This is a genomic window from Paracoccus sp. M683 (assembly GCF_007096355.1).
GTDB lineage: Bacteria > Pseudomonadota > Alphaproteobacteria > Rhodobacterales > Rhodobacteraceae > Paracoccus.
The window spans coordinates 1-12,933 of record NZ_VKDF01000007.1; the positions used below are offsets into that span (position 1 = coordinate 1).

A 12,933-nucleotide genomic window follows, 5' to 3' on the forward strand; every position below is an offset into this window, starting at 1 on the left:
AAAGCCAGTTCAGCTGCCGCAACGCGCCAAAAGAAGGAGAACAATCACGCCTTGACCACTGAATGACCGGAAATCCATAGTCAGAGGTGGCTCACTTCTCGATGGAAATGCCGGCTCAGTTCTGGGTGGAAATCAACAACCACATGTCACGCAGAGAAATCGGCCGACTGTGCCTTTGCCGACACGATCCCGGCGAGGGACAGCAGGGCGCCGGGGCTCTGCGACCGGCCAAACTTCGGGCGATCCCGACGACGCGGCATGACACGAGCGAATTTCACGGCCCCGCCTTGATGCCCGTCGTCGACCATTGGCAAGATCAGGTCAGGGCGCTGATTGAACTGCTTCTGAGCCGCCTAATCAAAAAGCGTGCGAGCCGTGATCGCAAGCATCAAACCCGGACGGGCTGTGGACACCCCTCCAACCGGACAGGGTCCGTCGGCAGATATCGCATCGCATCGGCGCCGTGACAGCCGGAACGGCTTTAATATGGCAAGCTTTCGGCATCGCCGTGTTGAACTTGGAAGCAGGAAAGCATGGTCACGGCCCGCTCATTAGACCCTCAAACCACTAACTCAGCTACGTCTGGACGCGCTTAGGATCGGACCGGCCAATCAGGCAGACCCTGCACCGCCTGCGCCATCTCGTCAGGATTCGGCATCGCCATCAGCGCCTCATATGCGGCTTCGGCATAGCCTGCAGGCGACGATGCGGATAGTGCGAAAGCGATGGCAGATGCCAACCTTGCCAGAGAAAAATATAACTGTGCGTCGTCGTTATTTCCGGCATCTTCAGCATCGAAGTAGGAGCCGTCGAGATCTTCGGCAATTTTGCTGAAATCCCGACCCGGCAAGCCCGTCCCGCTCTGCAGGGCTGTCGCCAATTCATTGTCACCAAGGCGTTGGAACCAGCGGCGATCAATTCGGCCTGCGCAGAACCGGAATATAATTTCGAACTGATGCCGTGCCTGCGCAAGGTCAGCTGCGTCGGAAAATTGCGCAGCAAGTGACTGGTTTAGTGTGCCTAATCTCATTCTCAGCTACTTCTTCTTCGGTGTCGAGACGTTGACACCCGAGGGAATGGCCCCCTGGCATGCGTGACAAACCGGCCTCGTCGCACCAATGTCAACAACCGTCAAGCTGTTGTTGCCGGCGTAGTTGATTATATCCACTTCGGCATGACTACCCGCCGGCCCGGAAACCAAAACCTCTCCGGGGTTCAGCGAAACACCGGGACGCAGATACCCATTGCGCTCAGAGGTACTTACCAAGACCTGCCTGTTGCCGTTCGGGGCCTCTGCTACGGCGACGCCCATCGTAATACGCCCGCGCGAGTTCTCTGGTATTTGTGACCGCAATTCGTCCACCCGCGATGTAACGACATCACTCGGATTGTCGTAGAGAGGTCCTCTGCTGGGATTGGTGTTAGTCTCGCCCAGTGGGCAATCCTGAAGCCCCAACGGATCAACCCACCCGTTCGGGTCACCCACATACCCCTGCGGCCTGACGCCGCCTGCCAGACCAATAGGATCCGGCGACAGATACTGCATCGCCTCGGGGTCGTAATAGCGGTACCTGTTGTAATGCAGCCCGCTTTCGGCGTCGTAGAACTGGCCCTGAAACCGGATCGGGCAATCCAGCGGCGGGGCGTCGTCATTGGCGGCCTTGCGGCGCAACTCGGCGATATCACCCCACAGCGACAGTTCCGCTCGCCAGGGGACCGAGGCACCGTCTTCTGAAATCAGCTCTCGCGGGGTGCCCAGATGGTCAGTGACGATATAGTGCAGCTCCTCTCCCTGAAGCTGAGCGATCGGGCGGAAGTCACCGGATTCATAAACCCAGTTCCGCGCCCGATCCCAGGCCACCGTGCCATCGGCGGTCATCGGAGCCTCGGCGATCAACTGGTCGCCTTCCCATTGATAGGCGAAACCACCCCGCCCCTGCGCCTCGCGCGCGATGCGTCGGCCAAGCGGGTCATAGCGATAATGCCAGCGCTGGCCGTCAGGGGTTTCCAGACCGATCATCTGGTCCTGACCGTTCCAGACCATGCGCCAGACGCGCGGGCGGAAACCGGGTTCCTCGACGCGCTTTTCGATGACGCGGCCGCAATCGTCGTGCCGATACTGAACCTTACCGCGGCTGCGGACCCGGCCGGCCTGACTGGTCACGGCTTCTCGGTGGCCGGCCTGAATCACCTGCATGATGTTGCTGGCCGGATCGTATTCGAACTCCGACAGGACCGAGCTGCCATCGGGCGTATCGCGGCGGGTCGTCGTCACCTGCCCCCGATCATCATAGGTAAGACCGACCTGGCCCATGGTGCGGTCATGCAGATCAATCGCGCGGCCCGCCAGATCCCACTGATAGCTGCGATGCATCTGCGCCCCAAGACGGGTCGCGATCTCGACCGGGCGACCACGGCCCAGCAGGCCCTCATGCGCCTCTTCGGGCAGCCGCGACAGGGGGCCGGCGATCTGCTCGGCCAGGTTGCCCATGACTGTATGGCCCTGCGCCAATGCAAAGCCGGCGGGCGACTGGCGAAGGATCTCCAACCCGCGCGGATCGTGCCGAAAGCTCAGCGGGGCATGCCCGCCAATCCCCAGATCGGTGGGCAGTCCCGCCTTGGTCCAACCGCTTGCCAGATGCAGCACATCGCCTGAACGTGCGATCCGCCGACCAGCAACGGAATATTCCGAGGTGATCTGCCGCCCGTTCAGCCGCTCGGCCACGACACGGCCAAGCGCGTCATAATCATATTCCACCACCGCATCGTCATTCTGCGCCCGGATCATCAGCCCACGCGCGTCATAGCCGAAGCTGGTGACAGAGGCGCCGCCATCCCGCCCCTCAACCCGCATGGTCAGCAACCGACCGGCGGGGGAATGCTCGTAATGGGTCAATGTGCCGTCCGGCGCGATCTTGCGGATAACCCGGCCCGCCGCATCGCGAACATATTGGGTGATCATGCCGGAATAGTCACGCTCGCCGATGACGCCGCCGGCGCGGTCATAGCTGAATTCATAGCGCGCGCCCATCTGGTTCACCACGGCGGACAGGCGCAATTCGCGGTCATGTTCCAGCCGCAGGCGATGCCCCCTTGCGTCGACGGTCTCGACCGGCAGGTCAAAGGCGCCAAAGCGGAAATGCCGGGTATCTCCGGTGGGCCCGGTGACCGCGGAAAGCTGACCCTCGACATCCCAGGTGATGCTTGAGATCGCGCCATTCGGCATTTCGACCCGACGCACCGCACCGCGCGGGTTATCTGCGCCGCGTGTCAGGTCATAGCGGGTGGTCGCACCAACCGCGTCGGTGAACCAGCGCATCCGACCTTCGGTGTCATAGCCGGTGCGCACCTCGCTGCCGTCAGGGTCGCGCACCCGCGTCAGACGCAGCAGCGGATCATAGTAAAAGCGGTGCTGCACGTCGCCCGGCATGTCGGCGCGCAGCAGCTGGCCCTTGTCACCCAGTCCCAGGGTCGTGACCCGCCCAAGCGCGTCGGTGGCGCCGACCAGATTGCCGCTCGCATCGCGGCGAAACTCGGTGCGGTTGCCAGCGGCGTCGGTCGCGGCTGCCAACAGCCCGTCGCGGCTGTAATGCCATTGCATCCGATTGCCGTCGGGATCGGTCAGCGCAACCATGTTGCCAAAGGCGTCAAAGGTGAACTGTGTGCGATTTCCAAGCGGATCGACCCGCGCCGTGACATGCAGCGCCTCGTCCCATTCGGTCAGCCAGACATTTCCCAAGGGGTCGACCTGGCGCCAGACCCGCCCGTCATCGGTCCAGTCGTAAACGGAAACATCGCCATCCTCGGTCGTCACGACCGTGCGGTTGCGGGCAAGATCATAGTCGATCTGCCCTGCCATATGGCCGCTGTCGGTCCAGGTCCGAATTATGCGGTCATTGGTGCCATATTCGTAATGGACATGCGTGTCCTTGGCGTCGTGCCAGGCGATGACCCGGCCGCGATCGTCATAGTCATAACGCATCACCCCCCGCTGCGCGGACTGCACCTCGCGCAAGCGGCCGTCATGGGTATAGGCCCAGGAAAAGACGCAATCCTCGCCATCCGCCGCATCAAGCGAGGCGCTGCGGATCAGCCCGCCATCGCTGTGAACCTGCAAGGCGAAGCCATCCGAATGCTCGACCCGGCGCAGCCCGTCGGGCCCGTAAAGCAGGCTGATGCGGTTGCCGTTCCGGTCCTCGATCCGGGCCAGGCGGCGGGTCGGGCCACCCTCATCGGCGAAAACATAGAACAGCTGCTCGGGGCGGTTATAGATATACAGCTCGCCCGCGCGCTGACCCAGCAGCTCCAGCTCTGGAAAGCGCAGGTTATAGCTGACCACCTGTTCCTCGGGCGCGTGAAAGACGATCAGGCTGCCTTCGGGGTTCTGATAGGTGATGACCGGGCCATCCATCCGCAGATGCTGCGCCCAGGTGCCCGACCAACCCTTGCCTTGCAGGCCATGCGAGGCCTGCGCATGGCAGCGATCCAGCCGCAAAGGGATGGTGCCGGGAATGAAGATCTCGTTGCGCAGGTCGATGAACTGGCCGGTCGCCACGTCGATCGGGTCGCGGCAATCGGTCCGGTTGCCATTGGGCTGATTGCCATCGAACCTGTTCGACGGGCTGCCGTCGCGCGGCCGCTGTCCGCCGATAGGCAGGATATCGGCGGCGATGGTAAACAGCTCGGCCGCGCGGCTGTTCCAGCCCACATCGACCTTCAGGCGAATGGCGCTGGTGTCGATGTCGATGGCGATGTCGGGGACGCCGTCATTGATGGTGCCGTCGCAGGTGGTCTTGTGGCCGATCCGGGCGATGGGCCAGTTATTCGCGAAAACGGTCTCGGCTCCCTCGGCCACCTTGGACACGGCATGATCGGAACAATCGACGATGTCGGTGACCCGCGCCACGGCCTTGTTGCGGAAGAAAACATTGGGCGAGCCCTGCTGGATGACGCCCTTGTTGGTGCCGAACTGCCCTGCGACCGAGGCAAAACCAAAGCCGATGCCCCCGGCCAACGCCCCTGCGCCGATGGCGATCAGCCCGATGCCGCCGGTCAGCGCGCCGACCGCAATGGTGACGGCGACGGCGGCGATCGCACCCGCCACCATCGCGGCGATTGCCCAGCCACTGACATGGGCAATGGGATGGCCAACCGTCGCCGGCATCTCGCCATCGCCCGAGATCCGCTCGAAGCCCATCCATTCCATGACCGGGGCGGCGATGAACTCGCCGATCTTGTAGCCAGCTGCGCCGGAAATCATCGCGACGCCCACAACACTGGCCGCAGCCAGCGCCGCCGTCGTGCCCCCGACAGCGGCCGCGACGGCAATCGGCCCATAGGTCAGCGTGTTCTGTATCGCCTCGGAATTATAGGCGGCGATGAAGGAATCCACGCCCTCTTCAAAACCGTTGGGACCGGCCTGGGCATTCGCCGCATCCATGCCCTGCTGGTGAAAATCGCTGTAACCCCCACTGGGCGCCCCGGCACCGCCATTTGGCTGGGCCGGCCGAAAAACCCGGTTGCCTGCGCCATTATAGGCATTCGAAGCAGAGCCAGCACCCCAGGTCGCACCACTTACAAAAACGCTCATCCGGCTAGCCCTTTCCGCGTTCAAGCCTCAAGGTCGAGACGATGCGCCGCATTTCCGCCTTCTGGTTCTCGCTCATCGCGCCACCGACCGAGGCGGTCAGGATCAGCACCTTCTGCCCCTCGCCCTGCACGGTGGTGATGATCTGGTGCATCTTGCCGGCCTTGGATACCCAGCTGCATTCCATCTCGACGGCGGGGGCATCGCTGACCTTCAATTCGCGGCGGTCGTGGATCTTGAAATCCTTCAGCGCCTGCGCGGCCTGTTTGCCCTGGTCGTCGACATATTCGCCGAAACCCATGCCCCAGGGCATTTCGTCGCGGGTGATGGTGAAAGACGCGCCACTGCCCGTCAGGTTCGACGAGACCACATTGATGCTGCGATCGTGCCAATCACCTGGCAGATCAATCATGCCTTCATTCAGTCGATACATCAGTCAGCTGCGTCCTTGTTCAGATGGATCATGCCCGCGACCTGGTCCAGCAGACCCTCTTGCAAGGTGATGCGGGTGCTGCCGTGTTGCAGCACGATCCCCTCGGTCGTCAGTGAAATCTGTGACGCGCCGACCGTCAGAACGATATCTTCCGTGCCGGTGATGAAGATCTTCTTCGACCCCTGCTCGATCTTGTCGATGGCCGAGATTTCCATGTTCTTGTCGGAATGGGTCTTGACCAGCTTCTTCGCGGTCATGGTGATGTCGTCATCGGCGCCATAGGCGATCACGCCCGGCCCGCCTTTGCCGGCTACGGCCATTTCGGTGATCTTGTTGGCCTGCGAGGCCCGCGTCAGGGCCACCGTCTCGGTCAGGTTGCCGCTGATGACGTTCTTGGTCTCATCCCCGGTCTGCACGGTGATCGACCGGTTGCCGCCCTCGACATAGGTAGACTGGTTGTCCTTGACATACTCCTCCATGTCCTTCTGGGCGTGCATGAAGATCTTTTCCGACCCGTTCGCATCCTCGAAGCTCAACTCGTTGAAGCCCGAGCCTTCATGCGTCTTGGTCTTGAAGCCGCTTTTGGTCTTGCTGGCGGGAAGGCCATAGATATTGCCATTGCTGCCATTGACCACGCAGCCGGTCACGATCGGCTTGTCGGGGCTGCCGTCGATGAAATCGACCACGACCTCCATGCCGATGCGGGGAATGACGACGCCGCCCAGACCGTTGCCAGCCCAGTTCTGCGTCACCCGGCAGCGCATGGACTTGGCGCCTTCCAGATCCCAGTGGAACCGCACCAGAATGCGGCCGAATTCGTCGCAGTCGATCTCTCCTTCACCGACGACCACGGCGGTCTGCGGCCCTTCGACCACCGGCTGCGGCGTGCGCTTGGGCGAGGTCATCGGCGCAGTATCGGGCATCAGCACATAATTGCCGGTAAAGCTGTAGCCGTCGCTGGCCGCCCCGCCCGAGCCATAGGCCTCGCTGACGAAACTGTAATCGGCCTTGAGGCACAGGAAATTCTCGCCGGTGCCGGGCGCCGGATCGCCGGTCAGGGTAAACACCTTGCCCGCGCCAAGCGACAGGCAGTCGCCCTTGGCCCGATTGCGGCGGTCCTGCCCGCGTTCCTGATTCATCCGCACCTTGGCCAGAACCCGCCCGGCCTCTTCGTCCGGATAGTCACCGGGATATTCATAGCTTTCCAACTGACCCATGGCATGCAGCGCGTCGCCAAGCCGGTCGACCTCCATCGCGGCGGAAGGCGCCTTGAAGTTATAGTCGATCAGCCGGATCGCGCCGGTGGTCAGGTTCCGCTCGGGCGACCATTCCCAGAAATGCTCGCCATCGGACTGATGATGGCCGTCATAGCTTTTATAGGGCCGGCCGCCGATGTTTTCATGCGACATCACGTCATCGGTCAGCACCAGCGTGTGATTGCCGGCCTTGTGGCGGAAGTGGAAGCTGATGCCATGCCGCTCCATCTGGCGGCGGGCAAAGTCCAGATCGCTTTCGCGGAACTGCACCGTGTATTCCAGCAGCGGATAGTTTTCGGTCAGCTTGATCTCGACCGCCGGATCGCCGAGGCTGGCATATTCGGCGAACAGCTGTTCCAGAATCTGCACGACCGTCTTGTTGTGATAGATCTTCTGGTTCTTTCGCCGCCCCGCCAGCCACAGCCAGGGCCGCAGCACCAGATCATAGCGGTGGCCGTTCTCGCCCACACCGGCCCAACGGGTTCTGGTGACGATACCGTCAAAGACACGCGGCCCCTCGCGACCCTCGATCTCGACACTGGCATGCGTGCCGACAAGCTGATCGAAATCGACATCGCCGCGCGGCGACAAGGCCTCGACCCGGTATTCGAACAGCTCGTTCATATAGTCCGAGCCATCAAAGCGCAGCAGCGCCAGCACATCAGGCCCAAGAACGGTCGTCAATCGACCCAGCCTGTCGGCCTGCTTGAACGGTGCGTTCATCAGGTCGCCCCTTCTGACAATTGAAATCGTACCAAATGCCGGCAGGATGGCATCCTTTCCGCATCGAGGCCAGAGCAAGGGCCGTCAATCGGGCCGTGCCCGCCCGCCATTCTACCGCGCTGGAATCAATGGGTTTCGGGGCGGGTTTGAACCATCCCGTTTCGATCCCACCGCCATATCGGCGGAAATTCGCCGCCGATGCGGCTAGCCACCAAGAAAACGCAGCGCCAGCGGCGCGATGATCGCCGTCAGCACCGCGTTCAGCCCCATCCCGATCCCGGCAAAGGCGCCCGCCGTCTGGTTCACCTGAAAGGCCCGCGCGGTGCCGATCCCATGGGCCGCCACGCCCACCGAAAAGCCACGCGCGCGCCAGTCGCGGATATGCAGCGCATTCAGCAGCGGCGTGGCAATGATCGCCCCGAAGATGCCGGTCAGCAGCACCATCGCGGCAGTCAGCGTGGGCTGGCCTCCGATCCGCTCGGCGATGCCGATGGCCACGGGTGCGGTGGTGGATTTCGGCGCCAGCGAGGCCAGCACTGGCCCGCCGATCCCAAAGCCGCGCGCGATCAGCAGGACCGAGACGACAGCCACCGTCGATCCCGCGATCAGCCCGGCCAGCATCGGCCAGGCGGCGCGGCGCACTCGCGGCAGGTTGTCATACAGCGGCAAGGCCAGCGCGACGGTGGCCGGGCCCAGCATGAAATGAACGAATTGCGCACCCTCGAAATAGGTCTGGTAATCCGTGCCGGTCACCCAAAGCAGCAGCCCCAGCACCACGATGGCGATCATCACGGGATTGGCCCAACTGGCGCGCCCCGCCGCCCGAAACAGCGCATCGCCGGCCAGATAGGCCACCAGCGTCGCCGTCAGCCAGATCAGCGGCCCCTGCGCCAGATAGGACCAGATCAATGCGGGGTCAGTCATCGGTCTGCTCGGCCTCGGGATCGGTCGATCCGGCCAGACGCGCCATCGCGACAAAGGCCAGCGCCCCCGCCGCAATCGCCAGCAGCGCGGAACCGCCGATGGCGACAGCCAGCCCCAGCCCCTGCGTGCGGATCAGATCCATATGCGCCACCACGCCGACGCCCGCCGGCACGAAGAACAGCGACAGATGCGCCAGCAGCCCCTGCGTCACCGGCCTCAGCCGGTCAGCCAGCGCCGGCCGCAGCAGGCAGCAACCGACCAGCAGCACCAGACCGACCACCGGGCCCGGCAAAGGCAGGCTCAGCGCGCGAGAGCTGACCTCACCCACCAGTTGAAACCCCAGAATTATCGCCAATGCCGCAATCATGCCCGCATCTTAGCGGCAAATTGCCTAGTGGCGACCCCATTCATCTTGTGGATAACCGCGCATCACACACCATATTTTGCGGTTTCGATTGACTTGGCTTCGGGTGGGCCCGACAATCCCAGGATAACAAGCGATTCTCAGGGACAGTGACTTTTGCGTTTCGACCGCCTGCGCCTCAACGGTTTCAAAAGCTTCGTCGACCCCACAGATCTGGTGATCCGCGAGGGGCTGACGGGCGTGGTCGGCCCCAATGGCTGCGGCAAGTCCAACCTGCTGGAGGCCCTGCGCTGGATCATGGGCGAGAACCGCCCGACGGCGATGCGCGGATCGGGGATGGAAGACGTGATCTTCGCCGGCACCTCGCGTCGTTCGGCCCGTGGCCATGCCGAGGTGACGCTGACCATCGACAACCGCGACCGGCTGGCGCCTGCCGGCTTTAACGAGGACGACCATATCGACATCGTCCGCCGCATCACCCGCGATGCCGGCTCGGCCTACAAGATCAACGGGAAAGAAGTCCGCGCGCGCGACGTGCAGATGCTGTTCGCCGATGCCTCGACCGGCGCGCATTCGCCCGCACTGGTGCGTCAGGGCCAGATCAGCGAATTGATCAACGCCAAGCCGCAGAACCGCCGTCGCATCCTTGAGGAAGCGGCGGGGATCAGCGGGCTTTACCAGCGCCGCCACGAGGCCGAGCTGAAGCTGAACGGGGCCGAAAACAACCTGCTGCGCGTCGATGACACGCTGGAACAGCTTGCCACGCAGGCCGCATCGCTGGCCCGTCAGGCCCGCGCCGCCGCGAAATACCGCGAGATCGGCACCGCCCTGCGCCAGGCCGAAGGCGTCCTGTTGTATCGCCGTTGGGCCGAGGCCGATGCCGCCCGCCAGGCCGCTGCCGAGGCGCTGACCCAGGCGACCCGTGCTGCCGGCGAGGCCGAGGCGGCATCGCGCGCGGCCACCGCCCTGCGCGAAAAATCCGAGACGGGATTGCCGCCGCTGCGCGAGGAAGAACAGGTCGCCGCTGCCATCCTGTCGCGCATCGTCGTGGAACGCGAGGCGCTGGACGAGGCCGAGGCGCGGGCCGAAGAAGCGATTCGCGCCCTGGCCGCACGCATCGCCCAGCTTGACCGCGACATCGAACGAGAGGCCGCGCTGAACCGCGACGCCGTCGAGGTGATTGACCGGCTGGTCTGGGAAAAGAAGGAACTGGAAAAGGCCGGGCAAGGCCATGATGCCCGTCTGGACAGCGCCGCCGACACCGCCGACGAAGCCGCCGAAGCCCTGCGCGAGGTCGAGGCGCGGCTGGCCGAACTGACCGACGAATCCGCCCGTCTGGCCGCACGCCACCAATCGGCGGAACGTCTGGCCGCCGATCTGCGCGACATGCTGACCCGCGCCGAACACTCGGCGGGCGAGGCAGATCAGAACGCCGCCCGCGCCGCCGAGAAGGGCCGCGAGGCCGAAGCGGCGCTGCGCGACGCCGAGGCCGGACAGATTGCCGCCCGCGACAGCGCCGAGGAAGCCGAGGCCGCGCTGGCCGAAGCCGAAGCCGCCCGCGCCACTGTTGAGACGGCGGAATCCGCCGCGCGCGCCGCCCGCGCCGAGGCCGAGGGCGAATCCGGCGCGCTGGCCGCTGAAATGGCGGCCCTCAGGCGGCTGGTCGAACGCGGCGACAGCGGCGGCAAGGCCATTCTGGACCGGGTCAAGGTGGTCAAGGGATACGAGGTCGCCTTTGGCGCCGCCCTTGGCGATGACCTGCGGGCGGGGCTGGCGGTCGATGGCGCCTCGGGCTGGCACAAGCTGCCGGGCTGGGATGCGCCGCAACCCTTGCCCAAGGGCGCCGAGCCGTTGGCGCCTCATGTGAACGGGCCCGATGCGCTGGCGCGGCGCTTGTCTCAGGTCGGGCTGGTGGCCGATGCGGCAATGGCGGCCTCGATGCAGGCCGAGCTTGCGCCGGGGCAACGGCTGGTGACGCCCGGCGGCGATCTGTTCCGGTGGGACGGGATGCGGGTGATGGCGGGCGAGGCCTCGTCATCGGCGGCGCTGCATCTGCAAAAGGTCAACCAACTGGCTGAAATCACCGCTCAGGCCGAGACCGCAGCCGCCCGTGCCGCAGCCGCCGTTGAGGCACATGAGGCTGCCAAGGCGCAACTGGCCGCGACCGCCCATGCCGAGAAAGCCACCCGCGAAGCGCGGCGCGAGGCTGAACGGCTGCTGTCGGATGCGGCCCGCGCCGCCACACGCGCCGAAAGCGACCTGTCGCTGGCCACCAGCCGCGCCGAAAGCGCCCGCGCCGAACTGGCCCGCCATCAGGTTGACGCCAGCGATGCGCGGGGCCGCCTGACCCAGGCCGAACGCGCGCTGGCCGATCTGCCCGATCGCGGGGCGGCGGCGGCGGCAGTCGAGAACGCGAAAACCGGGGTCGAGGCTGCCCGCATCGCCACCATGTCGCGCCGTTCCGCGCTGGACGAGTTGCGCCGCGAAGGGAACGCCCGGATCAAGCGCTTGCAGGAAATCACCAAAGAGGAATCCGGCTGGCGGCACCGTCTGGATCAGGCCGACACCCGCGCCGCCGAGTTGACCAGCCGCCGCGATGCCGCTGCCGAGGAACTGGCGACGGCGCAGGCCCAACCCGCCATCCTTGCCGAAAAACGCGCCACCCTGACCGAGCGCGAGGCGCAGGCCGATGCCCGCGTGACCAAGGCGCGAGAGGCGCTGATGGCGGCGGATGCCGCCTTGCGCGATGCCTCGCACGGCGAACGCGATGCCGAACGCCACGCTTCCGAGGCGCGCGAATTGCGGGCCGCGCGCGAGGCCAGGGCCGAGGCCGCCCGCGACACCGAACAGGCGGCCCGCGCCCGCATCCATGAGGAAACCGAAGGCACGCCACAGGCGCTGCTGGACAGCCTCGCCGATGCCGATACCGATACGGCGGCCAGCACGCTTGAGGATCAGATCGCCCGGCTGCGCAGCCAGCGCGATGCGCTTGGCGCAGTGAACCTGCGCGCCGACGAGGACAAGCGCGAGCTTGAACAGGAACGCGACACGCTGGCGGCCGAGAAAGGCGACCTGGAAGAGGCGATTCGCAAACTGCGCGCCGGTATCGGCAGCCTGAACCGGGAAGGGCGCGAACGCCTGCTGGCCGCTTTCGACACGGTAAACGGCAATTTCACCACGCTTTTCACCACGCTGTTCGGCGGCGGCGAGGCCAAGCTGGTTCTGGTCGAATCCGATGACCCGCTGGAAGCCGGTCTGGAAATCATGTGCCAGCCACCGGGCAAGAAACTCAGCACCCTCAGCCTGCTGTCAGGCGGCGAACAGACCCTGACCGCCCTGGCGCTGATCTTTGCCGTGTTTCTGGCCAATCCCGCGCCGATCTGCGTGCTGGACGAGGTCGACGCACCGCTGGACGACGCCAACGTATCGCGCTTCTGCGATCTGCTGGACGCAATGACGCGGCGCACCGATACGCGTTTTCTGATCATCACGCACCACGCCGTCACCATGTCGCGGATGGATCGTCTGTTCGGGGTCACGATGGTCGAACAGGGTGTCAGCCAGTTGGTCAGCGTCGATCTGAAACGCGCCGAAGCTCTGGTCGCCTGATCCCCGCCGGGTTAGGCTTCGGCCAACCCACGGAGGA

7 protein-coding genes are annotated in these 12,933 nt (G+C 64.7%); 1 reads left to right on the forward strand and 6 read right to left on the reverse strand.

From position 1 onward, the window contains the following. Window positions 1–592: 592 nt before the first annotated feature. The 6 genes from FNJ84_RS13720 to FNJ84_RS13745 all read right to left on the reverse strand — a co-directional run bounded on the left by FNJ84_RS13720 (window position 593) and on the right by FNJ84_RS13745 (window position 9,278). Window positions 593–1,030, reverse strand: coding sequence for a hypothetical protein (locus FNJ84_RS13720; RefSeq protein ID WP_143793777.1), 438 nt, complete (start codon window positions 1,028–1,030; stop codon window positions 593–595). Between the two features lie 6 nt (window positions 1,031–1,036). Next, on the reverse strand, window positions 1,037–5,590 hold the full coding sequence (locus FNJ84_RS13725; protein WP_143793778.1) for an RHS repeat-associated core domain-containing protein: 4,554 nt from the start codon (window positions 5,588–5,590) through the stop codon (window positions 1,037–1,039). Between the two features lie 4 nt (window positions 5,591–5,594). Continuing rightward, complete coding sequence (locus tag FNJ84_RS13730) at window positions 5,595–6,020, reverse strand: DcrB-related protein (protein WP_143793779.1); 426 nt, start codon at window positions 6,018–6,020, stop codon at window positions 5,595–5,597. Then, entirely contained in the window at window positions 6,020–7,999 is a 1,980-nt protein-coding gene (locus FNJ84_RS13735) for a type VI secretion system Vgr family protein (protein ID WP_143793780.1), read from the reverse strand. The genes FNJ84_RS13730 and FNJ84_RS13735 overlap by 1 nt, the downstream gene beginning before the upstream one ends. 204 nt (window positions 8,000–8,203) lie before the next feature. Continuing rightward, a complete protein-coding gene (locus FNJ84_RS13740; protein WP_143793781.1) occupies window positions 8,204–8,923 on the reverse strand; it encodes an LrgB family protein in 720 nt (239 codons plus the stop codon). Then, window positions 8,916–9,278, reverse strand: coding sequence for a CidA/LrgA family protein (locus FNJ84_RS13745; RefSeq protein WP_363323857.1), 363 nt, complete (start codon window positions 9,276–9,278; stop codon window positions 8,916–8,918). The genes FNJ84_RS13740 and FNJ84_RS13745 overlap by 8 nt, the downstream gene beginning before the upstream one ends. 165 nt (window positions 9,279–9,443) lie before the next feature. Between FNJ84_RS13745 and FNJ84_RS13750 the strand changes: the two genes are divergently transcribed. Beyond that, a complete protein-coding gene (locus FNJ84_RS13750) occupies window positions 9,444–12,896 on the forward strand; it encodes a chromosome segregation SMC family protein (protein ID WP_143793783.1) in 3,453 nt (1,150 codons plus the stop codon). The last annotated feature ends 37 nt before the right edge of the window (window positions 12,897–12,933 follow it).

Bases quoted from the DNA above. Each gene is read 5' to 3' on its own strand.
- FNJ84_RS13720 (WP_143793777.1), bottom strand. From the start codon at position 1,030: ATGAGATTAGGCACACTAAACCAGTCACTTGCTGCGCAATTTTCCGAC.
- FNJ84_RS13740 (WP_143793781.1), bottom strand. From the start codon at position 8,923: ATGACTGACCCCGCATTGATCTGGTCCTATCTGGCGCAGGGGCCGCTG.
- FNJ84_RS13725 (WP_143793778.1), bottom strand. From the start codon at position 5,590: ATGAGCGTTTTTGTAAGTGGTGCGACCTGGGGTGCTGGCTCTGCTTCG.
- FNJ84_RS13730 (WP_143793779.1), bottom strand. From the start codon at position 6,020: ATGTATCGACTGAATGAAGGCATGATTGATCTGCCAGGTGATTGGCAC.
- FNJ84_RS13735 (WP_143793780.1), bottom strand. From the start codon at position 7,999: ATGAACGCACCGTTCAAGCAGGCCGACAGGCTGGGTCGATTGACGACC.